Annotated in this window: 20 protein-coding genes; 11 read left to right on the top strand and 9 right to left on the bottom strand. The window is 64.6% G+C overall.

Annotation, left to right across the window (positions count from 1 at the left end; translation table 11 throughout):
- Nucleotides 1-228: 228 nt before the first annotated feature.
- Together rocD and AX729_RS37775 are read right to left on the bottom strand one after the other, a co-directional pair.
- A complete protein-coding gene (gene rocD, locus AX729_RS37780) occupies nucleotides 229-1443 on the bottom strand; it encodes an ornithine--oxo-acid transaminase (protein WP_061030009.1) in 1215 nt (404 codons plus the stop codon).
- A gap of 227 nt (nucleotides 1444-1670) precedes the next feature.
- Complete coding sequence (locus AX729_RS37775) at nucleotides 1671-2891, bottom strand: cytochrome P450 (protein ID WP_061030007.1); 1221 nt, start codon at nucleotides 2889-2891, stop codon at nucleotides 1671-1673.
- A 105-nt stretch (nucleotides 2892-2996) separates the two neighbouring features.
- Here AX729_RS37775 and AX729_RS37770 point away from each other — a divergent pair, with 105 nt between their 5' ends.
- The 6 genes from AX729_RS37770 (at nucleotide 2997) to cnbZ (ending at nucleotide 10188) form a co-directional block, all read left to right on the top strand.
- A complete protein-coding gene (locus AX729_RS37770) occupies nucleotides 2997-3539 on the top strand; it encodes a phosphonopyruvate decarboxylase (protein WP_061030005.1) in 543 nt (180 codons plus the stop codon).
- Nucleotides 3536-4126: a thiamine pyrophosphate-dependent enzyme gene (locus AX729_RS37765; RefSeq protein WP_061030003.1), complete on the top strand. Its 591-nt coding sequence runs from the start codon at nucleotides 3536-3538 to the stop codon at nucleotides 4124-4126. The genes AX729_RS37770 and AX729_RS37765 overlap by 4 nt, the downstream gene beginning before the upstream one ends.
- Before the next feature lie 133 nt (nucleotides 4127-4259).
- Nucleotides 4260-4961, top strand: coding sequence for a TetR/AcrR family transcriptional regulator (locus tag AX729_RS37760; RefSeq protein WP_061030001.1), 702 nt, complete (start codon nucleotides 4260-4262; stop codon nucleotides 4959-4961).
- 1 nt (nucleotide 4962) lies between these two features.
- Nucleotides 4963-6156, top strand: a complete 1194-nt coding sequence (locus AX729_RS37755; RefSeq protein WP_061029999.1) for an efflux RND transporter periplasmic adaptor subunit — start codon at nucleotides 4963-4965, stop codon at nucleotides 6154-6156.
- Between the two features lie 68 nt (nucleotides 6157-6224).
- Nucleotides 6225-9320 carry a MexW/MexI family multidrug efflux RND transporter permease subunit gene (locus AX729_RS37750; protein ID WP_061029997.1) on the top strand — a complete coding sequence of 1032 codons (3096 nt, stop codon included), beginning with the start codon at nucleotides 6225-6227 and terminating at the stop codon, nucleotides 9318-9320.
- Between the two features lie 121 nt (nucleotides 9321-9441).
- Nucleotides 9442-10188 carry a 2-amino-5-chloromuconate deaminase CnbZ gene (gene cnbZ, locus AX729_RS37745; protein WP_061029995.1) on the top strand — a complete coding sequence of 249 codons (747 nt, stop codon included), beginning with the start codon at nucleotides 9442-9444 and terminating at the stop codon, nucleotides 10186-10188.
- A 51-nt stretch (nucleotides 10189-10239) separates the two neighbouring features.
- Here cnbZ and AX729_RS37740 read toward each other — a convergent pair whose 3' ends face one another.
- The 7 genes from AX729_RS37740 to AX729_RS37710 form a co-directional block, all read right to left on the bottom strand.
- Entirely contained in the window at nucleotides 10240-10950 is a 711-nt protein-coding gene (locus AX729_RS37740; RefSeq protein ID WP_061029993.1) for a DUF1028 domain-containing protein, read from the bottom strand.
- A gap of 10 nt (nucleotides 10951-10960) precedes the next feature.
- A complete protein-coding gene (locus AX729_RS37735; protein ID WP_061029991.1) occupies nucleotides 10961-12763 on the bottom strand; it encodes a gamma-glutamyltransferase family protein in 1803 nt (600 codons plus the stop codon).
- An 87-nt stretch (nucleotides 12764-12850) separates the two neighbouring features.
- Complete coding sequence (locus AX729_RS37730) at nucleotides 12851-13840, bottom strand: ABC transporter ATP-binding protein (protein ID WP_061029989.1); 990 nt, start codon at nucleotides 13838-13840, stop codon at nucleotides 12851-12853.
- Complete coding sequence (locus AX729_RS37725; RefSeq protein WP_061029987.1) at nucleotides 13837-14823, bottom strand: ABC transporter ATP-binding protein; 987 nt, start codon at nucleotides 14821-14823, stop codon at nucleotides 13837-13839. Before AX729_RS37725 ends, AX729_RS37730 begins: the two co-directional genes overlap by 4 nt.
- Before the next feature lie 13 nt (nucleotides 14824-14836).
- A complete protein-coding gene (locus AX729_RS37720; protein WP_061029985.1) occupies nucleotides 14837-15805 on the bottom strand; it encodes an ABC transporter permease in 969 nt (322 codons plus the stop codon).
- Nucleotides 15806-15815: 10 nt separating this feature from the next.
- Nucleotides 15816-16796 (bottom strand): ABC transporter permease, encoded by a 981-nt coding sequence (locus AX729_RS37715; protein WP_061029983.1) that lies wholly within the window; start codon nucleotides 16794-16796, stop codon nucleotides 15816-15818.
- A gap of 104 nt (nucleotides 16797-16900) precedes the next feature.
- Nucleotides 16901-18496: an ABC transporter substrate-binding protein gene (locus AX729_RS37710; protein ID WP_061029981.1), complete on the bottom strand. Its 1596-nt coding sequence runs from the start codon at nucleotides 18494-18496 to the stop codon at nucleotides 16901-16903.
- 303 nt (nucleotides 18497-18799) lie between these two features.
- Between AX729_RS37710 and AX729_RS37705 the strand changes: the two genes are divergently transcribed.
- The 5 genes from AX729_RS37705 to AX729_RS37685 all read left to right on the top strand — a co-directional run.
- A complete protein-coding gene (locus AX729_RS37705) occupies nucleotides 18800-19057 on the top strand; it encodes a DUF6489 family protein (RefSeq protein WP_061029979.1) in 258 nt (85 codons plus the stop codon).
- Entirely contained in the window at nucleotides 19057-19857 is an 801-nt protein-coding gene (locus tag AX729_RS37700) for an esterase/lipase family protein (RefSeq protein ID WP_061029977.1), read from the top strand. Before AX729_RS37705 ends, AX729_RS37700 begins: the two co-directional genes overlap by 1 nt.
- A gap of 46 nt (nucleotides 19858-19903) precedes the next feature.
- Nucleotides 19904-21454 (top strand): WS/DGAT/MGAT family O-acyltransferase, encoded by a 1551-nt coding sequence (locus AX729_RS37695; protein ID WP_061029975.1) that lies wholly within the window; start codon nucleotides 19904-19906, stop codon nucleotides 21452-21454.
- Nucleotides 21455-21476: 22 nt separating this feature from the next.
- Complete coding sequence (locus tag AX729_RS37690) at nucleotides 21477-22472, top strand: alpha/beta fold hydrolase (RefSeq protein ID WP_061029973.1); 996 nt, start codon at nucleotides 21477-21479, stop codon at nucleotides 22470-22472.
- Nucleotides 22473-22604: 132 nt separating this feature from the next.
- A partial coding sequence (locus AX729_RS37685) for a cytochrome P450 (RefSeq protein WP_156457438.1) occupies nucleotides 22605-24039 on the top strand: 1435 nt, incomplete at its 3' end.

The raw sequence follows: 24039 nt of genomic DNA, 5'->3' as shown, positions 1-24039 counted from the left end.
GGCCAGCCCCGGTGGTCCGCCTCTTCCGTGTCCGCCGGGCCCTTGGGCGAGCGCGCCGACGCTCGCTGCCAGCATCGAAACACCAACCAAACCGGCCGTCAGGCAAACGCCACGCGGAAGCATGATCCTGGCTCCCAGCTCGTAACCGCCCACGATGGTCAACGCGCGGCCGGCGGAATCGTTCTCTGTCGGCCGTGGCCGGCGTGCGATCTTCCGACGCAGGCAGCCTCAAGAGAAATCGTGCGTCAGGGTGGTGGCGAGCCGCTCCAGCGCCCAGTCGACCTGATCACTGGTGATCACCAGCGGCGGGGCGATGCGGATCGTGTGCTCATGGGTATCCTTGGCGAGGATGCCCTTGCCCCGAAGCGCTTCGCAGTAGCGGCGAGCGCCGCCGGCCTCGGGATGCAGCTCGACCGCCAGCATCAAGCCGCGCCCGCGCACCTCGCGGATCGTATTGGCGCGGATGCCTTTCAAGCCTTCCAAAAAGCGCGCGCCCTGCCTGGCCGCGTTCTCGATCATGCCTTCCTCGACCAGCACGCGCAGCGCGGCGCGCGCCACTGCGCAGGCAAGCGGGTTGCCGCCGAAGGTCGACCCGTGCTGCCCGGGTCTCAACGTCCCGAGCACGTCGTTGTTCGAGAGCACGGCCGACACCGGATAGAAGCCGCCGGAAAGGGCCTTTCCTAGCAGCGTCACGTCGGCCTCGATTCCCTCGTGCTGCTCGGCGAGCAGCTTGCCGGTGCGGCCGAGCCCGGTCTGGATCTCATCGAGCACCAGCATCACGTTGTTTGCGGTGCAGAGCTGGCGCACCTCAGTGAAATAGCCGGCCGGAGGAATGATGACGCCGGCTTCGCCCTGGATCGGCTCGACCAGAAAGGCGACGGTGTTTGGGGTGATTGCGTCTTGCAACGCCGCGGCGTCGCCGAACGGGATGATCCTGAAACCCGGCGCGAACGGCCCGAAATGTGTGCGTGTCTCGGGGGCGGTTGAAAAGCCGACGATGCCCAGCGTGCGTCCGTGAAAATTGTTGGCGCAGACGATGACCTCGGCCTGGCCGTCCGGCACGCCTTTCACCTCATAGCCCCATTTGCGCACCGATTTGATCGCGCTTTCGACTGCCTCGGCGCCGCTGTTCATCGGCAGCACCTTGTGGGAGCCGGTGAGCGCGGCGATCTCTTCGTAGAACAGGGCGAGCTGGTCGTTGTGGAAGGCGCGCGAGGTGAGCGTCAGCCTGTGTGCCTGTTCGATCATTGCCGCCAGGATCTTGGGGTGGCAGTGGCCCTGGCTGACCGCCGAATAGGCCGAGAGGCAATCGAGATAGCGGTTACCTTCGGTATCCCAGACCCAGACACCTTCGCCGCGCGACAGGACGACCCTGATCGGCTCGTAATTATGGGCGCCAAAGCGTGCTTCTGTCGCGACGAAATCAATGATGGACGAGCTCATCTGTCGTCACTCCATTGCTGCGCGGCGGCGTCAACCGACTGGACCGGAGGCCGTCAACCCTGATGTGGGTGTCAGCCAACCGACTTTTAAGTCTGCCTGCCCCCGATGGTGGGCGCGGCCTGATTTGGCTGAAATGTCAGATGGTTCTGCTGACCCACCGGGCGTCGTTCAATAACCCGGGCTCTACTGTGCATGGGGTTGTTTTCGCAGTTTTTGCTTTCCGCCCCTCAGCCGATCGAGCAAGGCACGCTCAAGAACCCCCGAAACCGCACCCGTCCGCCCCGCACCGGCTGCCCGCTCACGCCATAGTTCGGGAAGCGCGCCAGGAAGCGCGAGATCGCGATCGCGCCTTCCAGCCGCGCCAGCGCCATGCCGGCGCATTGATGTGCGCCGGTGGCGAAGGCGAGGTGCCGGTTCGGCGTGCGGGCGATGTCGAAGCGCTCGGGGTCCGCAAACTGCGCGGGATCGCGATTGGCCGCGCCGATGCACAGCGTGACCGACGTGCCGGCCTCCAGCATGACGCCGCCGAGCTCGACACGTTCCGCGGTCATGCGGTTGCCGAGCTGGTTGGAGCTCTCGTAGCGCAGCATCTCCTCGACCGCCGTCTTGATCATGTCGGGGTTGTCGATCAGCCGCTGCTTCTGGTCGGGATGACGGTCCAGCGCCACGAGGCCGTTGCCGATCAGATTGGTGGTGGTCTCGTGGCCTGCATTGAGCAGGAAGATGCAATTGTGCAGCAGTTCCTTCTCGGTCAGCCGTTCGCCGTTCTCTTCCCCCTGGATCAGGCGCGTCAGCACGTCGCGCTCGGGATTGCCGGGCTTCTGGCGCCGGCGCGCGACCAGTGTCTCGAGATAGGCCAGGAAGTCCTGCACCGCCTTGTTGCCGCGCGCAGCCGCTTCGGGTGATACCACGGGTTCGAGCGCGCCGAGGATCGCCAGCGACCAGTCGCGCAGCGGCCCGCGTTCCTCGTGCGGCACGTCGAGCAGATTGCCGATCACCTCGATCGGAATGGAGGCGGCGAAGTCCTCGATCAGCTCGCAAGCCCCCTTGGCTGCGATGGCATCGAGCAGGCCGTCGACCAGCTTGATGAGGTCACCCTCCATGCCGGCGATCGCCCGCGGCGACAAAGCGCCCATGATCAGGCGGCGCACGCGGGTGTGCGAAGGTGGATCGTTGAAGACGAGGCTGGTGGTGTGGTGCTCGTAGAGCGGCGTGTCGCCGTATTTCGGCGCGAACTCGCGCTTCTTGTCCGAGCTGAAAGACCTGGTGTTCTTGTAGGTGGTGACGAGATCGTCATAGCGCGTCAGGAACACGGTGCCACTGCGCAGGCGCTTGACCGGCTCGTTCTCCCGCAGTGCACGATAGGTCGGGTAGGGGTTGTCGTAGAACTCCGGAGTCAGCTTCTCGAGATCGAAGCTGGCCGCCAGCGCCTTCGCATCTGCGTTCATCCCGTTATTCTCGCCGGTTAAAGCCGATATGCCGTTTTTGTTGTTCTGGTCGACGCCTGCATGCGTCTACAGTCTTCGGACACTGCTAGCCGACCGGACAGGAAAATGCACGCGCGCGCTGACGCTCCCGAGACGGCCCCGAACTGGCCCGATGATATTTTCGCGGCATTGCAGCGCTTCGATGTCCGGCAGGTGCCGTATGTGCCTGACGCCGGTCATTCCAGGCTGATTGAGCGCGTGCTGGACTCCTCCACCATGCGCGGCATTCCTTTGACGACGGAGGAGGAGGGCGTAGCGCTGCTCGCGGGCGCCTGGGCCGGCGGCCAGCGCGGCGTGTTGCTTATGCAGTCGAGCGGCGTCGGCAATTGCATCAACATGCTCTCGCTGATCCCGATCCTGCGCTTTCCCTTCCTCACGCTGGTGACCATGCGCGGCGAGTGGGGCGAGTTCAATCCGTGGCAGGTGCCGATGGGATCGACCACGCAAGGCGTGTTCGAACTCTCCGGCGTCAAGGTGCTGCGCGCCTCGCACGCGGCCGAGGTGCCGGCCGTGCTGGAGGCCGCCGCCGCGCAGGCCTACAATGCGCTCACGCCCACGGCCGTCCTGTTGTCGCAGCGCCTGATCGGCGCCAAGGTTTTCACCAAATGAGCAAGGCCAATCTCCTCGACCGCCGCCAGGTAGTGTCCACGCTGCTTGCGGACCGCAAGGACGTCGTCGCGATCGGAGGCCTGGGTGCCTCCACCAACGACATGTGTGCGGCCGGCGATCATGCGCGCAACTTCTATCTCTGGGGCGGCATGGGCGGCGCCGCGATGATCGGGCTCGGGCTCGCACTGGCGCAGCCGAAGCTGCCGGTGCTGGTCATCACCGGCGACGGCGAGATGCTGATGGGGATGGGCAGCCTTGCCACCATCGGGCTGCAGAAACCGTCCAACCTCTCAATCGTCGTGCTCGACAACGAGGCCTATGGCGAGACCGGCGGCCAGACCAGCCACACCTCCGCCGCCGCGGACCTCGTCGGCGTCGCCAGGGCCTGCGGCATCGAGGACAGCCGCTCCGTTACGACCATGGCTGGGGTGGAGGCCTTTGCGAAGGCCGTCCACGACGTCTCCGCGGGGCCGCGCTTTGCCAACGTGAAGATCGACAGCGCCCAACTCGAGCGGATCCTGCCAAGCCGGGACGGGACCTACATCGTCAACCGGATTCGCGCCGACCTCGGCTTCCAGCCGATCTAGCTACGCCGCCCCGCGTCCATCCAGAAGCCCGTCCCGTAGGTGCTGAGGGCGGAGGTGCAATCTGGTTGAATCCAGAGGTTGCGATGCAACATAGTGCTTGACTTTTGCGTGGGTGAGTGATTACTCACCAAGCATGAGCTCATTGCGTATGACGAGCGACCTGAGGCGTCAATTGATCCTCGGTGCCGCAAAGCGCTGCTTTGCCCGACACGGTTATAACGGCACCACGACGAAGAGCGTGGCGGCCGCCGCTGCCATTTCCGAGGCGCTGCTGTTCAAGCACTTCCCCTCCAAGGCGGCACTCTACGCCGAAATCCTCAGCGACGAATGCGAAGCGGATCCGGCGTTCATCGAGCTTCTCGAGCGGCAGCCCTCGACCGCCACGCTGGTCGAAGTGATCCGCAGGATGGTCGGGCATTTTCTGCACATTGCTGATTGCCCCGATCAGGAAGAGGCCCAACGCCTGCGACTGATGGCCACGAGCCATTTGGATGACGGCGAATTCGCTCGTTTGCTATATGCCAAGATCGAGACGCTCATTGGGCCGGTTTTTGTCGGCTCGCTCGAGCGCGCCGTGGCCGCCGGGGATGCGCGGCCCTACGCTGGCGATCCGCTCAACCTGTTCTGGTTCGCACATCATGCGATGATGATGGCGGCGCTGACCAGGCTGCCGGCCGCGCCTTGTCTGGCTTACGGTAAGGCGAACGATCTGGAGCGGCAGCTCTGTGAGTTTCTCCTGAGGGGTATCGGACTTAACGACGCCGCAATTGCTTCGCATCTGGGCCGCGATCAGGCCCCGGATGCCGGCAAGGCGGCGATTGCAGAAAGCGCATGACATGAACATCGTAGCCGAACACAAGATTTCGGGCCAACCGATCGACAACAAGGCTCCCAAGCGTCCGGTCCGGCCGGTGCTGTGGTTCGTGATCGTCGGTACGCTTCTGGCCGCGCTGGTCGGAGGCCTCGTCTGGTTCAATTATTTCCGCGGCCAGATGATCAAGCAATTCTTCGCCAACAACAAGCCGCCGCCGGTCGCCGTCAGTGCGGCCGAGGCGAAGTCCGAGGTGGTGCCGAACCTGCTCACCGCGGTCGGCAGCCTGGTCGCCGTGCATCAGGTCGATGTCAGCGCCGACGTCAACGGTCGCGTGACGGAGATCAAGTTCGTGCCGGGTACGCGTGTCGAGGCCGGCACGCCGCTGGTGCAACTGTTCGACGCGCCGGAGCAGGGCGACCTCGCCAATTACAAGGCGCAGGCGACCGTCGCCCAGCTGTCGCTCGATCGTGCCAAGCAGCTGGCTGCGCGCCAGTTCGGTCCGCAGGCGACCGTCGACAATGCGCAGGCTGCCTACGACCAGGCGCTGGCCGGCATCGCCAAGACCGAAGCGCTGATCTCGCAGAAGCTGGTGCGCGCGCCGTTCTCCGGCGATCTCGGCGTCCGCAAGGTCGAGGTCGGCCAGTATCTCACCGCCGGCACGGCAATCGTGTCGCTGACCGATCTGTCCGAGCTGTGGGCCAACTTCACGGTGACGGAAAAGGACTCCGGCAATCTGAAGGTCGGCCAGGCCGTTCGGCTGAAGGTCGACGCCTATCCGGGCCGCACCTTCGAGGGCAAGATCACCACGATCGAGCCGCAGATCTCGACCGATACCCGCAACATCCGCGTGCAGGCGACGATCGCCAATCCGGAAAAGATCCTCAAGCCCGGCATGTTCGTGACCACGACCGTGGTGTTGCCGGAAAAGCCGGCCGTGATCACCGTCCCCGAGACGGCGGTCGATTATACGCTCTACGGCGACTCGGTGTTCGTGATCACCGAGAAGAAGGAAGAGGACGGCAAGACCAGCCTCTCGGCGGTACGCACCTTCGTGCAGACCGGCAACCGGGTCGAAGGTCGCGTCGAAATCGTCAAGGGTCTGAAAGCGGGCGACAAGGTCGTCGCCGTCGGCCAGCTCAAGCTGCAATCGGGCGCGGCGGTTTCGATTTCAACCGACCCGGCCCCGCCGATCCCGGCGCAGCCGCCGCGCTACTGACCAAACATGCGCGTGATCCGGCTCGGCCGGATCACGTCTCTTGAGCCAAAGAAATCGAGATCGCCGCGATGGCCCTTACCGATATTTTCATCAAGCGCCCGGTTCTGTCGGTCGTCGTCAGCCTGCTGATCCTGCTGATCGGCCTGCGCGCGGCGATGATGCTGCCGATCCGGCAATATCCCAAGCTGTCGAATACGGTCATCAATATCACGACCGTCTATCCCGGCGCGTCCGCAGACTTGATCCAGGGCTTCATCACCACGCCGATCGAGCAGGCCGTCGCCTCTGCCGAGGGCGTCGATTACATCACCTCGTCCTCGGTGCTCGGCACCTCGACGATCCAGGTCTACATCAAGCTGAATTTCGATCCGAACCAGGCGCTCACTGAGGTGCTGGCGAAGACGAACTCGGTAAAGTACCTGATCCCGAAGGAATCCAACGATCCGATCGTCACCAAGACCACGGGCCAAACCACGGCCGTGATGTATCTCGGCTTCTCGTCCGAGGAGCTGTCCGGTTCGGCGATCTCCGATTATCTGACGCGCGTGGTGCAGCCGGTGCTGTCGACCGTCGACGGCGTCGCCTCGGCCGACATTCTCGGCGGCCAGACCTTCGCGATGCGTCTGTGGCTCGATCCCATGAAGATGGCCGGCCGCAACGTGTCGCCGGCGGACGTCGCGGCCGCGATCCAGGCCAACAACTTCCAGTCCGCGGCGGGCCAGACCAAGGGCTATCTCATCGTCTCGAACGCCTCGACCAACACGGGCCTGACCAACGTCGATCAGTTCAAGAAGATGATCGTCAAGGCCAAGGACGGCGGCTTCGTGCGGATGGAGGACATCGCCACCGTCGAGCTTGCCGCCCAAAGCACGGACGCGAGCGTTGCCTTCAACGGCGAGCGCGCGATCTTCATTGGCGTGCAGGCGACGCCACAGGGTAACCCGCTGACGCTGGTCAAGGGTGTGCGCGCGCTGTTCCCCGAGCTCGAACGCAACCTCCCGCCCTCGATGAAGATGAAGGTCGCCTACGACTCGACCAAGTTCATCCAGTCTTCGATCGACGAGGTGCAGAATACACTGGGCGAAGCCGTGATCATCGTGATCGTGGTCATCTTCCTGTTCCTGGCCTCGCTGCGTTCGGTCATCATCCCGGTCGTCACCATTCCACTGTCGATGATCGGCGTCTGCACCCTGATGCTGGCGCTGGGCTTCAGCTTCAACTTGCTCACCCTGCTCGCGATGGTGCTCGCGATCGGCCTCGTGGTCGACGACGCCATCGTGGTGGTGGAGAACATCCACCGCCATCTGGAGGAGGGCAAGACGCCGGTCCAGGCCTCGCTCCAAGGGGCGCGCGAAATCGTGGGCCCGGTCATCTCGATGACGATTACGCTCGCCGCGGTGTACGCGCCGATCGGCTTCCTCGGCGGTTTGACCGGCTCGTTGTTCCGCGAATTCGCCTTCACGCTCGCAGGCTCGGTGATCGTGTCGGGCATCATCGCGCTGACGCTGTCGCCGATGATGTGCTCGGTGCTGCTCAAGAACACCGAAGAGGGACGCTTCGCCAAGATCGTGAACCGCGTGTTCGGTGCGATGACGCGCTGGTACGGGCGCAAGCTCGACCGTTCGCTGGACTACAAGGCCATCACCGGCCTGTTTGCGGTCACGATCCTGGGGCTGGTCGGCTTCCTCTACATGCACACCTCGAAGGAGCTGGCGCCCGAGGAAGACCAGGGCATCGTGTTCGCGGTGACCAAGGCCCCGAAATACGCCAACATCGATTATCTCGATTTCTACGGCGACAAGCTCGACAGGGAATTCGCGAAGTTCCCCGAGACCGATCTGCGCTTCGTGCTGAACGGCATCAACGGCCCGCAGGGCGGCATCGCCGGCATGCTGCTCAAGCCGTGGGACGAGCGCAAGCGCTCCGCGATCCAGCTGAAGCCGCTGGTGCAGGCCGAGCTGTCGAAGATCGAGGGCGTGCAGGCCTTCGCGTTCAACCTGCCGCCGCTGCCGGGCGGCCCGGGCGGCCTGCCGATCCAGATGGTGATCAACTCCACCGCCAGCTTCCAGACCGTCTATGAGCAGATGGAGAAGCTGAAGGAAGCCGCGCGCAACAGCGGCATGTTCATCGTCTCAGACAGCGATCTTGCCTACAACCAGCCGAACGTGAAGGTGACGATCGACCGCACCAAGGCGCAGGACCTCGGCGTCAACATGCAGAACCTCGGCGCCACGCTCGCGGTGCTGCTCGGCGGCAACTACATCAACCGCTTCAACCTCGAGGGCCGCTCATACCAGGTGATCCCGCAGGTGCCACGCGCCAAGCGGCTGTCGCCGGAATCGCTCGGCGGTTACTATGTGACGACCAATACCGGGCAGCAGCTTCCGCTGTCGACGGTGGTGTCGATCGAGACCAAGACCGACCCGAACTCGCTGACTCACTTCAACCAGCTCAATTCGGCGACGTTCTCGGCCGTGCCGATGCCGGGTGTGACCGTCGGCGCCGCGGTGGATTTCCTCGAGGGCGAAGCCAAGAAGCTGCCGCAGGGCTTCAGCCACGACTATCTGGCTGACAGCCGGCAATATGTGCAGGAGGGCAACCAGCTCGCGATCACCTTCGGCTTCGCGCTGATCATCATCTTCCTGGTGCTGGCGGCGCAGTTCGAGAGCTTGCGCGACCCGCTGGTCATCATGATCTCGGTGCCGATGGCGATCGTCGGCGCGCTGATCCCGCTGTACTTCGGCGCGGCGACCATGAACATCTACACCCAGGTCGGCCTCTTGACGCTGGTAGGCCTGATCACCAAGCACGGCATCCTGATGGTGGAGTTCGCCAACGAGCTCCAGGTCAGAGAGCGGCTCGACCGGCGTTCCGCCATCGAGATGTCGGCCCGCATCCGCTTGCGGCCGATCCTGATGACCACGGCGGCGATGGTGACCGGCCTGATCCCGCTCCTGACCGCGACCGGCGCGGGCGCGGCCAGCCGCTTCTCGATCGGCCTGGTCGTCGTTGCCGGCATGTCGATCGGTACGCTGTTCACCCTGTTCGTGCTGCCGGCGGTCTACGTGGTGCTGGCAACGGACCATCGCGCGGCGGCCGATTCCGAGCGGAACAAGCAGGTCAACGAGCTCGATCTCGCCACCAAGGCGCTGCGGCCGACCTGACGCCGCGACCTGACCCAAGCCAAAAGCGGCAACGGCGATCACCGTTGCCGCTTTTGTTGTCTCTGCTAGTCTTGCCTGGGCGCCCAAGGAGCGCCCGCATCCGAACGCAGGGGCGCTGCACATGACCCGTGAATTCTCTGCCGGCAATTACCGCTTCATTCCGTCGGTGTTCCAATATTCGGCCGGCGCGGCTGCCGAGGAGGGCTACGAGATCGAGCGTGTCCGCTTCGATCGCCTGGTGCCGCTGGCCGAAGGCTTTGCGCTGGCCGCAAAGTTCATCCGGGAGGCGGGGCGACCGCTGACGGCGTTCTGTGCCTGCGAGCTGCGCTCGCCGGCGGCTTTCAGCGAGGAAGGCTTTCGTGCCTTCAACCTGCACTATGTGAAGACGTTGTCCGAATGGGGCATCTTCGACGGCACCACCAATCCGGTGGCGCGCAGCAACGTCTGTCCCGAGATCGATCCGCCGTCCGAGCCGTCTTTCTACGCGTTCTCCTTCACGCGCCCGACCCGCTCGACGGCGCCGAGCTTCGTGATCGCGGGTGGTGCAGAGGCACGCGAGGGCAGCGGCACCTACGTTGAGCGTACGGTGCGCTACCGCGACCTCAGCCCTGACGGGCTGCGCGAGAAGGTGCGCTTCACCACCAGCTCGCAGATGGAGACCCGGATGGCGGCCTTCGGCTTCAGCTGGAAGGATACGACCGGCGTGCAGGCCTATTCCGTGCACGACTTCCACCACGCGCTGGTCGACGAACTGGTTCGTCGCGGCGCGCTGCGCTCCGGCCTGACCTGGCACTTCGCGCGGCCGCCGGTGGTCGATCTCGAATTTGAGATGGACTGCCGTCGCGTGATGCGCGAGGTCGTGATCTGATCGTTGCGGTCGATCTTCATCTGTCCCGACGGGAAAAGTCGGCGCGTTCCCTCATGACCGCCTTGCGTGCGCCGCGGCAATGCTGGCGTCGATGACGCTGCGATCGGTGTTGCCGGAAGGGTTCTGCCGGGTCGGCATGGAGGCGCGGAAGTGCACCCAGAGTTCGTGGCTGACCTGCTCCAGACGCTCGAGCTCGCCGAGCGGGTCGGGATGGTCGTCGGCGCGAATGTCGAGCGCCGGCCACTCCTCCTCGCCATGGATCAGCAGCGCGGCCGATTGCTTGCCGCGCTTGTCCCCGCCGGCGGCTTCACCCGCGCGCATCGCCGCGAGCAGGCGGCGCGGGAAGGGGAGGCTGTCGTTGGCGATGTAGGTCTTGGCGGTCTCGTCGAGCACGTCGGCGCAGGCGAGCAAGTTGCCCGCGATCGAGAAGCCGCTGCCTGCGATGTGGCCGCACCAGTCGACACAATCGCGCCCTGTATGCGCGGCGATGTCGCCGCTGGCATCCATGATGTGGATCTGGCGGCTTTCGCGGCCGTCGTCGGTCGCGAGCAGGGTGGCGAGCACGTCGTGCGCGTTCAAACCTTCGCGCAGCAGCTTGACGCCGTCGATGCCGTAATAGGGATTGACGAAGGCCTGGGTTGCGATGGCGCCGACGCCGGCGGCAATGTACGGGACCCGCGCGCCGACGGCGAAGAAGCGGGTCGCTACCGCAATGCCAAACTGGCCGGTGGCAGGGTCTCGCGCGATGATCGACCAGGTCATGTGTTGCCCTTCAGCGCCCTGCGGCGTAACCCTGCATGCCGCGCGGATTGGCGGCGGCGCGGCGGCGGACGCCCACACGCGAGGCCGCGGTGAGGCGGCCTTCCGACCAGTCGGGGCCGACCTCGACGATATGCCCGCGTTCGCGCAGGTTCTCGATCGCCGCCTTCGGCACGCGATTCTCGACCACGAGCACGCCGGGGCGCGCCGTGCGCGGCCAGAACGAGATCGGGAAGTGCTCGGAGTGCCACGCCGGCGCGTCGATGGCTTCCTGGAGATTGAGATTGCAATGAACGTGGCGCAGGAAGAACTGCGTGATCCACTGGTCCTGCTGGTCGCCGCCGGGCGAGCCCCAGGCGAGGTACGGCTCGCCGTCGCGCAATGCCATGGTCGGCGACAGCGTGGTGCGTGGCCGCTTGCCCGGCGCGAGCGCGGCGGGATGGCCTTCCTCCAGCCAGAACATCTGGGCGCGGCTGCCGAGGCAGAAGCCGAGCTCCGGAATGATTGGCGAGGATTGCAGCCATCCGCCTGATGGCGTCGAGGACACCATGTTGCCGGCCTTGTCGATGATGTCGAAATGCACGGTGTCGCCGCGCACCTCGCCGAAGCGCCCCACCGTCGGTTCGCCGGCACCGAGCGCGCCGACAGCCTCGCGCTGGCCCTCGGCGCGGCGCAGCCTGACTTCGCCGCCAAAGCCTTCGACCGAGCCGGGAACGAAGTCGAGCGAGGCGCGATCGGTGACGAGCTTGCGGCGCTCGTCATTGTAGGCATCCGACAGCAGCGTCGCGATCGGGATTTCGGTGAACTTGGGATCGCCATAGAATTTCTCGCGGTCGGCGAAGGCGAGCTTGGCGCATTCGATCTGGAGATGGATGAACTCCGGCCCGGTCGGATCGAGCCCGTCGAGCGCAAAGCCCTTCAGCAGCGCGAGTTGTTGCAGCGTCACCGGTCCCTGGCTCCAGACGCCTGCCTTGCAGACGGTGTAGCGGCCGTAGTCGTAGGTGAGCGGCGCTTCCACCGTCGGCTGCCAGCGTGCCATGTCGTCGGCCGAGAGCACGCCGCGATGAGGCGAGCCGCTGACGTCCATCACCTCCTGGGTCCGGCAGAACTTGTCGATGGCCTCCGCAACGAAGCCTTGCGACCAGGCTTTGCGTGCGCGCTCGATCTCGGCGTCGCGGCCACCGCCGCCGCTCTCGGCCTCGCTGAGGATGCGGGCGTAGGTTGCGGCCAGCGTCTTGTTGGTGAAGAGCGTGCCGGGCGTCGGCACCTCCCCGTTCGGAAGATAGACCGCGGCCGAGGTCGGCCAATGCTTGCGGAACAGCTGCTCGACGGTCTGGATCGTGGCGCAGGCACGTTCGACCAGCGGATAGCCATCCCGAGCATAGGAGATCGCGGGCTGCAGCACGTCGCGCACGCGCATCGTGCCGTAGTCTCGCAGCAGCATCATCCAGGATTCGAAAGTGCCGGGAACGCAGGCCGCGAGCAGGCCGGTGCCGGGCACCATGTCGAGGCCTTCGCTCTTGTAATGTGCGATGGTGGCGCGCGCCGGTGCCGGGCCCTGGCCGCAGATCACTTCGGTACGGCCGCGCTTGACGTCATGGACGATGACGGGCACGTCGCCGCCGGGGCCGTTCAGATGAGGCTCGACCACCTGCAGCGTGAAAGCGGTGGCGACGCCGGCGTCGAAGGCGTTGCCGCCCTTTTCGAGCATGGCCATGCCGACGGCGGTCGCGATCCAGTGCGTGGTGGCGACGACCCCGAATGTGCCCTCGATCTCGGGGCGCGTCGTGAAGGGATCGGGATTGATGTTGGACATGGGACTTCGTTACCTTATGTGTCGCGCGCGCAATTGATCACAGGCGATGCCGCCTCGCCAATGCGCAGGCCGCATGGCACGCGCGCGTCACGCCGGGGCCGGCGCGGTGTTCACCGCGTGGCAGGCGACGCCGTCGATCAGGTCTGGTGCTTGCTTGCGGCAGAGATCGAACGCCAGCGGGCAGCGCGGATTGAAGGCGCAGCCGGGGGGCGGATTGATCGGGTTCGGGATCTCGCCCTTGACCGGAATGCGCTGGCGGCCGCTCATCGCGAGATCAGGCACGGCGCCGAGCAGCATCTTGGTGTAGGGCATTCGCGGGCGGGAAAACAGCTCGCGGCCCTCCGCGATCTCGACGATGCGGCCGAGATACATCACGCCGACGCGGCTCGCCATGTGGCGGACCACGGCGAGGTTGTGGCTGATGAACATGTAGGTCAGGCCGAACTTGTCCTGGAGATCGCGCATCAGGTTCAGGATCTGCGCCTGCACCGAGACGTCGAGCGCAGAGGTCGGCTCGTCGCAGACGATGAATTCGGCGTCGGAGGCAAGCGCCCGCGCGATCGCGATACGCTGGCGCTGGCCGCCGGAGAATTCATGCGGATATTTCAGCCTGTCGTCGGGATGCAGGCCGACGAGGCTGAGCAGCTCGCCGACGCGGGCCTGGATGTCGCGCTCGCCCTGGATCAGGTCGAAGGCGCGGATCGGCTCGGAGATGATGGCGTCGACACGGAAGCGCGGGTTCAGGCTCGCATAGGGATCCTGGAAGATCATCTGGATGCGGCGGCGCAGCTTTCGCCGCGCCGGAGCCTGCCGCGGATCGGTCATCGAGATGCCGTCGATCAGCACGTCGCCGGCACTTGGCGGCAACAGGCCCACGACCATGCGCGCCACCGTGGTCTTGCCGGAGCCGGATTCGCCGACCAGGGCAAACGTCTCGCCCTTCCGGATATCGAAGGTGACGTGATCGACCGCCTTGAGATATTCGAGATGCCCGCCTTCGAGCACGCGGTTGAGCCAGGGCTTTGAGACGTCGAAGACGCGGCGCAGGTTTGTGGCCTGGACGAAGGGAGCGCTCATGCCGCGCTCTCCGCCGGCACATCGTCATGGAGGTGACAGGCGACCGATTGCTCGCCGCGCGGCTGCGGTTCGGGGCGCTCGACGCGGCAGCGATCGAAGGCGAACGCGCAGCGCGGATTGAACGAGCAGCCCGGCGGGATCGCCGACAGACGCGGCATTGAGCCGGGAATCTGCACGAGACGCTTGTCGTCTCCGGCGAGCGTCGGAATCGCGCCCATCAGGCCCTTGGCATAAGGGTGCAGCGGGTTCTTCACGACGTCCTGGACGGGGCCGATCTCTGCGATGCGGCCGGCATACATCACCGCGACCCGGTCCGAGGTCTCCGCGATCACGCCCATGTCGTGGGTCACCAGCATCACGGCGGTACCGTGATCACGGCCGAGCCGCTTGATCAGCGCAATGATCTGCGCTTGCACGGACACGTCGAGCGCGGTGGTCGGCTCGTCCGCGATGATCAGCTCGGGTTCGGCGCAGATCGCCAGCGCAATCACGACGCGCTGGCGCATGCCGCCGGAGAACTCGTGCGGATAGCCGTCGATCCGCTTCTCGGGTGCGGGAATGCCGACCTCGGCCAGGAGGTCGACGGCGCGGCGGCGGGCGGCCGCTTCGGAGAGATTGAGATGGGTCCGGATCGTCTCCACGATCTGGTCGCCGACCCGGTAGAGCGGATTGAGCGAGGTGAGCGGATCCTGGAAGATCATCCCGATGCGCTTGCCCCGGATGCGGCGCATCTGCTCCGGCGGCAGATTGTCGATGCGCAGGCCGGCGAGACGAATCTCACCGCCGGCGATGCGGCCGGGCGGATCGATCAGGCCGATCACCGACAGCCCGGTGACGGACTTGCCGGCGCCGGATTCGCCGACGACGCCGAGCACCTCGCCCTTGGCGATGTCGAAGGACACGCCGTCGATGGCGCGTAGCGTGCCGCGACGGGAGGCGAACTCCACGTGAAGATCGCGCACGGAAAGGACGGGTTCGGTCATGGACGAGGCATACTCATCGGAGCTTCGGGTTGAGCGCGTCGCGCAGCCAGTCGCCGAGCAGATTGATCGACAGGATCAGCGCCGCGAGCGCAAGCCCGGGGAAGGCGACGATCCACCACTCGCCCGCGAACAGATAATTGTTGCCGATGCGGATCAGCGTGCCGAGCGAGGGCATGGTGTCGGGCAGGCCGACGCCGAGGAAGGACAGCGTCGCCTCGGTGATGATGGCCAGCGCGAGGTTGATGGTGGCGATGACCAGGATCGGGCCCATCGTGTTGGGCAGCACATGCCGCAGCATGATCTTCGGTGCCGGCAGGCCGATCAGCTGTGCGGCGGCCACGTAGTCCTTGTTCTTCTCGACCATCACGGAACTGCGCACCGTCCGGGCATATCCCACCCAAAAGCTGAGGCCGATCGAGATCACCAGCACCGTCAGCATGCTGGTGGCGTCCAGCCGGTTGCCGAGGATGGATTTCGCGATGCCGTTCACCAGCAGCGCAATCAGGATGGCGGGGAAGGTGAGCTGCACGTCGGCGATCCGCATGATCACGCCGTCGATTGCGCCGCCGAAGTAGCCGGCGATCAGGCCGAGCCCGATGCCGAGCGCGCCGGCGAAGATCACGCCGGCGACGCCGACGGCGAGCGAGATGCGCATGCCGTAGAGAATGGCGGAGAACACGTCGCGGCCCTGCTCGTCGGTGCCGAGCAGGAACGGGCTCTGGCCGTCCGCGGTCCACAGCGGTGAAATCCGCGAATTCATCAATTGCAGTTGTGCCGGATCGAACGGGTTCTGCACCGCCAGCGCGGATGCAAAGATCGCAAGCAGGAAGAATAAGACCGTGATGGCCGCAGCCACCATGGTGAGCTTCGAGCGCCGGAACGAATAGAACAGGTCGCTGTCTAGCGCGCGGCTGATCCAGCCGTGGGCATGCGCCGGCTGTGCGCTCTGCTTGTCGGACCTGGGAACGACTGCGTCGGGCATGAAGGCTGCCTTATGCGGCGCGACCGACGGTCGAGCGCAAGCGCGGATCGACCACCGTGTAGAGGATGTCGACCACCAGATTGATGGTGACGAAAATCAGCGAAACCATCAGCAGGTAGGCGGCCATGATCGGGATATCGACGTTCTGCACGGCCTGCACGAAGAGAAGTCCCATGCCCGGCCACTGGAACACGGTTTCGGTGATGATGGAAAATGCAATAACCGAGCCAAACTGAAGTCCGGCCACCGTGATCACCGGAATCAGGGTGTTCTTCAGCGCGTGGCCGAAATGGATGGCGCGGGTGGTCAGCCCCCGGGCGCGGGCGAAGCGAATATAGTCGGTCCGCAGCACTTCCAGCATCTCCGCGCGCACCAACCGCATGATCAGGGTCATCTGGAACAGGCCGAGCGTGATCGACGGCATGATCAGCGCCTTCAGTCCTGATAGCGTGAGCAGGCCCGTCGTCCACCAGCCGAGCTTCACCACCTCGCCGCGGCCGAACGAGGGCAACCAACCCAATGTCACCGCGAACAGATAGATCAGGAGAATGCCGATCAGGAAGGTCGGCAGCGAAATGCCGATCAGCGAGACGGCCTGGAAGAGTTTGGCGAGCACGGTGTCGCGCTTGAGCGCAGAATAGACGCCCATCAGGATGCCGAACACCATCGCAAACACGGTCGCGCAGACCGCAAGCTCCAGTGTCGCGGGCATACGTTCCATCAACAGCGCCGAGACCGGCTGGCGGAACTGGTAGGAGACGCCGAACTTGAACTGCGCGGCATCGGCGAAATACCGCACGAACTGCACCGGCACCGGATCGTCGAGCCCGAGCGACTTGCGCACGGCTTCTCGTTCGGCCGCCGACGTGTCGATGGAAACGATCTGGTTGACGGGGTCGCCGGCAAAGCGGAACATCGAGAAGGCGATGATGCCGACGGCGAACATGACGCCGATGGCCTGAATGGCGCGGCGAAGAGTGAAAGCGAGCATTCCTTCCACTATCCTTGGGTGTGCGTACGGCGGACGTCCTTGTCAGCCGAGAAAGGAAAGGTCCCGGACGCCTGACGCCGCCGGGACCTCGTGTTCGACTGACGCTATTCCTTCTTGGTCGCCCAGTGGAACATGACCAGATTGTCGGCGCGCTGCGGCAGGTTGACCTTCTTCGATACGCCCCAGGCGAGCGCCTGCTGGTGCAGCGGGATGTAGGCCCAGTCCTTCATGCCGATTTCGTAGGCCTGCTTGATCAGCTGGTTGCGCTTGGCGGTGTCGGTCTCGACCAGCACCTTGTCGGTGATGGCGTCGAACTCCTTGTTGCAATAGCCGCCGAGATTGGCCTCGCCGCGCGAGGAATTAGCATCGTCGCGGCAGCCCATGATGTCGTAGAGCACGTTATGGGAATCCATCGTGCTCGGCGTCCAGCCCAGCAGGTAGAACGAGGTCTGGTAGCCGCCCTGCTTCAGCACCTTGGCGAAGTACTGCGCCTTCGGCTGCGCCAGCAGATTGATCTTGACGCCGATGCGGGCGAGCATGCCGACGACGGCCTGGCAGATCGCCGCGTCGTTGACGTAGCGGTCGTTCGGGCAGTCCATGGTGACCTCGAAACCATCGGGGTAACCGGCCTCGGTCAGGAGCTTCTTGGCGCCATCGGGGTCGAATTTCGGCCGCGTGAACTCCTTGGACAGCGCGAACAATTCGGGGGCAATCATCAGCGCCGACGGCGTCGACAGCCCGCGCATGACGCGCGTCTTGATCAGCTCGATGTCGATCGCCTTGTAGAAGGCCTCGCGGACGCGCGCATCCTTGAACGGGTTCTTGCCCTTGATGTTGGAATAGAGCAGCTCGTCGCGGGTCTGGTCGAAGCCGATGAAGATGGTGCGCAGCTCCGGTCCTTTCAGCACCTGGGCGTTCGGGCTGGAATCGACGCGGGAGATGTCCTGGATCGGCACCGGCTCGATGACGTCCACTTCGCCCGAGAGCAGCGCAGCGACGCGGGTGGCGTCGGAAGCGATCGGGGTGAAGATGATTTCCTTCAGGTTACCTTCGACCTTGCCCCAATAGTTGGGGTTGGCCTTGAAGACCGTCTTCACGCCGGGCTGATGGCTTTCGATGATGAAGGGGCCAGTGCCGTTCTCGTGAAGCGAGGCGTAGCTCGGCGTGGTCGCCGCCACGGGCGTCGGATCGACGACGTTGTTCTCCTCGGCCCATTTCTTGTCCATGATGTACCAGACATCCCACGAATTATGCAGGATGGGATTGGGCGAGGGCAGGATGAAATCGACGGTGTAGTCGTCGACCTTGACGACCTTGACGTCGGCCGCGAGGCGGGTCTGCATGTTGGACCCCTTCTTGCGGACGCGGTCGGCGGAGAACAGCACGTCATCAGCAGTGAAGGGATCGCCGTTGTGGAACTTCACGCCCTTGCGCAAATGGAAGCGCCAGCGGGTCGGCTCCGGCGTTTCCCAGCTTTCCGCCAGCGCCGGAATGATCTTGAGGTCCTTGTCGCGTGCGGTGAGGCCTTGATAGACGTGCCCGAGATGGGCGTGGGTCGTGCTCTCATTAAGGGTGTAGGGATCGAGCGACTTCAGGTCGCCCTGGTTGGCATAGCGCAGCGTCTGGCTCGACGCCGGCGAGACTGTCAACAAAACCGTTCCGGCGAGCGTCGCCGCAAACAGACTTCGACCCAATGACATTCTTGACCCTCTCCACACCGTGTGCCGGTGATTTTTGATTGGTTCGGCCGGCCGATCAATCCATGTTGCCCAGAGTTCTCGACCGGTGCAAGCGCCATTCCAGCAAGGAACGCGCCAAGTTGCACCGCTGTGCAGCAATGCTGACCGTGGCGCCCGCCATGGAGGAGCATGTCTTTCGACTTTGGTTGACCATGCCGGCTGATTACCGGACGGAGCATGTCGCGCCGGCATCAGGTCGCTTGCGTTGCACCACAACTCGCGGCGATACTCAGGCACGCCGCTCGAATCTCATCTGGAGGGGACATGAAGGTTAACATCGAAATCGACTGCACCCCCCTCGAGGCTCGCCAGTTCTTCGGTCTGCCGGACGTGGCGCCGATGCAGACGGCGGTGATGGACAAGCTGCAGCAGCAAGTTCTCAGCAACATCGAGAAGGTCTCGCCGGAATCCCTGATCCAGAGCTGGTTCACCTTCGATCCGAAGATTGCCGAGCGGTTTCAGGACATGTTCGTTACGATGGCCGGCCTCGGCGGGACGCGCAGCGGCGACAAGAAGAAATAGTGTCGTCCGGCCCGGACAGGACGCTGGAGTCAGGCCGGCTTCGTCCGCCGCCCCTCGGCCTGCTGCTTGCCGAGGCGCGAGGCTTGTTCGAACTCAATGCGAGCCTGCTGCTGTCACCGCTCCTGATGCGCGCGCCGAGGGGCGATGGCCATCCGGTGCTGGCGCTGCCGGGCTTTCTCGCCAGCGACCTCTCGATGGCACCGATGCGACGCTATCTCAGCGAGCTCGGTTATGAGGCACATGCTTGGCGGATGGGCCGCAATCTCGGCGGGCTCGGACGGATGCGGGATTCGCTGCGCACCCGTCTGGCCGAAATCCACGCCGCGAGCGGACGCAAGGTCAGCCTGGTCGGGTGGAGCCTCGGCGGAGTCTATGCCCGCGATCTCGCGCTTTGGGCCCCCGACAAGGTCCGTTACGTCATCACGCTCGGCAGCCCTTTCGCCAACGACGTACGGGCGACCAACGCCACGCGGCTCTACGAGGCGCTGTCCGGCGAGCGGGTCGAGGATTTTGCGGAAGCGCGCGAGGCGATCGCCGGCGATCTGCCGGTGCCGACGACGTCGATCTATTCGCGCGCTGACGGCGTCGTGAACTGGCGGACCTGTCTGCTCCGTCCATCCGACCGTGCCGAGAACATCGAGGTGCGCTTGGCGAGCCATATCGGGCTCGGCGTGAACCCCGCGGCGCTGTGGGCCGTGGCAGACCGGCTGGCGCAACCGGAGGGGGAGTTCAGGCCATTTGACCGGGCCGGGCCGTTTGCCATTGCATATGCCCCGCCGGAACAGGCAGTATCGGCCTGACGAGAAGCGCCGCCAAGGCGCCCGTCAAATATCCGGGAGGGACCTAATGGCTGACGGGAAGAAGCTGTCGTCGCTGGACGCGTCGTTTCTCTATCTGGAAACGCCGGAAATGCCGATGCATGTCGGCAGCATGGCGATCTTCCGCCTGCCGGACGACTACAAGGGCGACTTCTTCGAAGACTTCAAGGCGATGATCGTCTCGCGCCTGCACATCGCGCCGATCCTGAAGGCACGGCTGGAGAAGGCGCCGCTCGACATCGACCATCCCTCCTGGGTCGAGGACGACCAGTTCGACATCGACCGTCACATCTTTCGCGCCAGCCTGCCGCAGCCGCGCGACCGTGCCACGCTCGAACGCATCGTCGGCTGGATGCACGCCAAGCTCCTGAACCGCGCGCGCCCGCTCTGGGAGTTCTACGTCTTCGAGGGCATGAAGGACAATGAGGTCGGGCTCTATTCCAAGATGCATCATGCCGCGATCGACGGTGGCGCCGGTGCTGCCCTGACCAACATGATCTACGATATCTCGCAGATCCCGCGGAAGGTCGAGCCGCCGAGGCCGGGAGCGAAGCCCGCTCAGGAGCCGCGTGACATCGCCGCGAACCTGCTCGATTCGTATCAGCAGCTCTTCTCTCAACCGCTCGACGCTTCGCAGACCGCGAAGAACCTGCAGCTTCCGCGTACCGGCAAGAGCGACATCGGCTCGATCCTGTTCGACAACGCGATGTATCAAATCGAAAGCGCGGTGCGCTTCGCCGGCAACATCCCGACCGTGCTCAGAAGCGTCTCCGACGTGCTCGGCAAGATCGCCGATCCCAAGTCGCGGGAGAGCCTCGCCAGCATGGTGTCGCCGCCGACCATGCTCAACAAGACGATCTCGTCGGAGCGGAGCTTTGCCGGCGTGTCGATCCCGCTGTCGCGGGCGAAGGCTCTGGCCAAGCAGGCCGGCGGCAAGCTCAACGACGTGGTGCTGGCGCTCGCCTCCGGCGTGGTCCGGCGCTACCTGCTGCAATATGGCACGCTGCCGGCGAAATCCCTGACGGCGGCCGTGCCGATCTCGCTCCGCGAGGAAGGTAATACGGAGGCCAACAACCAGGTGTTCGGCATGATCTGCTCGATCGCGACCAATATCGAGGATCCCAAGGCACGGCTCGAGGCCATCATCGCGCAGTCGACGAAGTCCAAGGAGATGTCGCACCCGCTGCGCGCACTGATGCCGCAGGTCTCCAACATCTCGATGCTCGGTGCGCCGATGATGGTGCAGATCCTGGCGTTGCTCTACAGCCGCTCGAATCTGTCCGACGTGCTGCCGCCGGCCGCCAACATCACGGTGTCCAACGTACCGGGGCCGCGGCAGACGCTCTATGCTGCCGGCGCCGAGCTGTTGCACATCTTCCCGGTGTCGATCTCGACGCATGGGCAGGCGCTCAACATCACCGTGCAGAGCTATCGCGACCAGCTCGATTTCGGTTTCATCGTCGGCGCCAACATCATTCCGCATGTGCAGGTGATGTGTGACATGCTGCCGGAGGAATTTGCGGCGCTGGAGGCCGCTTACGCACCGCCCGTGGCCGACATCAAGGGCGCCGCCGAATAGGACAATCGTCAGGAATCTTGCAATGATCGAAATGCCGCCGCTCAAGTTCGCGCAGACGAACGGAATCCGCATGCGCTATTACGAAGCGGGCCCAGTGACCGACAAACCGCCGGTGGTGCTGTGTCACGGCTGGCCCGAGCTCGCCTTCTCCTGGCGCCACCAGATCAAGGCGCTGAGCGAAGCCGGCATCCGGGTGATCGCGCCGGACCAGCGCGGCTATGGCGCGACCGACCGGCCCGAGGCGGTCGAAGACTATGACATGGAGCATTTGACCGGCGATCTCGTCGGTCTGCTCGATCACCTGAACATCGACAAGGCGATCTTCGTCGGTCACGACTGGGGCGGCTTCGTCGTCTGGCAGATGCCGCTGCGGCATCCCTCGCGAGTCGCCGGCGTCGTCGGCGTCAACACGCCGCATTGGGACCGCGCTCCGGTCGATCCGATCGCGCTGTTCCGTCAGCGCTTCGGCGACCAGATGTACATCGTCCAGTTCCAGGATCCCGCGCGCGAGCCGGACAGGATTTTCGGCAGCCGCGTCGAGCAGACCTTCGATGCCTTCATGCGCAAGCCGCTGCCGCGCCCTGCGGCCAAACCGGAAGAACCGCCGGTCGCGGGTGTCGGCGCATCGCCCAAAACCAACCTCGCGTTTCCGCAGATGATCGCGGCCTATGATGCCAAGGTGGATCCGCGCACGCCGATCCTCTCGGCGGAAGAGAAGAAGGTGTTCGTCGACACCTTCACGAAGACCGGCTTCACCGGCGGCATCAACTGGTATCGCAATTTTACCCGCAATTGGGAGCGTGCGAAGGGATTGGATCATCACATCCACGTCCCGTCGTTGATGATCATGGCCGAGAACGATGCCGTTCTGCCGCCGTCGGCAGCAGACGGCATGGAAAATCTCATATCCGATCTCGAGAAGTATCTCGTCAAGGACAGCGGCCATTGGACGCAGCAGGAGAAGCCGGAAGAGGTCAGCGCCAAGCTGATCGAATGGCGTAGAAGGCGGTTTGGCTAGAGCTCGTCATCGCGAACTCGTCATTGCGAGGAGCGAAGCGACGAAGCAATCCAGACTGCCTCTGCGGAAATATTCTGGATTGCTTCGCTTCGCTCGCAATGACGACATTGAGGCAGGGGGGACTACATTTCGATGTCATCCAAGAATCGTCTGGATCCGATCCCGCATCCGCCGACCAGGCCGGTGGTCGGCAACATGTTGTCGCTGGACTCGGCTGCCCCCGTGCAGAACCTGACGCGGCTTGCGAAGGAGCTGGGCCCGATCTTCTGGCTCGACATGATGGGTTCGCCGATCGTCGTCGTCTCCGGCCACGATCTGGTCGACGAGCTCTCCGACGAGAAGCGCTTCGACAAGACGGTGCGCGGCGCGCTGCGGCGCGTGCGCGCGGTCGGCGGCGACGGCCTGTTCACGGCCGATACCAGGGAGCCGAACTGGAGCAAGGCGCACAACATCCTGCTGCAGCCGTTCGGCAACCGCGCCATGCAGTCCTATCACCCGAGCATGGTCGACATCGCCGAGCAGCTCGTGCAGAAATGGGAGCGGCTCAACGCCGACGACGAGATCGACGTCGTCCACGACATGACCGCGTTGACGCTGGACACGATCGGCCTGTGTGGCTTCGACTACCGCTTCAACTCCTTTTACCGGAGCGACTATCACCCCTACGTCGAGTCGCTGGTGCGTTCGCTCGAAACCATCATGATGACGCGCGGCCTGCCGTTCGAGCAGCTCTGGATGCAGAAGCGTCGCAAGACGCTCGCTGAAGACGTTGCCTTCATGAACAAGATGGTCGACGAGATCATCGCCGAGCGCCGCAAGAGCGCGGAGGGGATCGACGACAAGAAGGACATGCTCGCCGCGATGATGACCGGGATCGACCGCGCCACCGGCGAGCAGCTCGACGACGTCAACATCCGCTACCAGATCAACACCTTCCTGATCGCGGGCCACGAGACCACCAGCGGCCTGTTGTCCTACACGCTCTATGCGCTGCTCAAGTACCCGGAGATCCTCAAGAAGGCTTACGACGAGGTCGATCGCGTCTTCGGTCCCGACGTCAATGCCAAGCCAACCTACCAGCAGGTGACGCAGCTCACCTACATCACGCAGATCCTGAAAGAGGCGCTGCGGCTGTGGCCGCCGGCGCCGGCCTATGGCATCTCGCCGCTCGCCGACGAGACCATCGGCGGCGGCAAGTACAGGCTCCGAAAGGGCACGTTCACCACCATCCTGGTGACGGCGCTGCATCGTGACACCAGTGTTTGGGGGCCCAATCCCGACGCCTTCGATCCCGAGAATTTCAGTCGCGAGGCTGAGGCAAAGCGGCCGATCAATGCCTGGAAGCCGTTCGGCAACGGCCAACGCGCCTGCATCGGCCGCGGATTCGCCATGCACGAGGCTGCGCTCGCGCTCGGCATGATTCTCCAGCGCTTCAAGCTGATTGATCACCAGCGCTACCAGATGCACCTGAAGGAGACGCTGACGATCAAGCCGGAGGGTTTCAAGATCAAGGTGCGTCCGCGCGCCGATCGCGAGCGTGGCGCCTATGGCGGGCCGGTCGCGGCGG

It is taken from the genome of Bradyrhizobium sp. CCH5-F6 (genome assembly GCF_001556045.1).
Taxonomy (GTDB): domain Bacteria; phylum Pseudomonadota; class Alphaproteobacteria; order Rhizobiales; family Xanthobacteraceae; genus Bradyrhizobium.
Note: the sequence above shows the minus strand (reverse complement) of the source record. Positions and strands in the feature narration are given on the sequence as shown.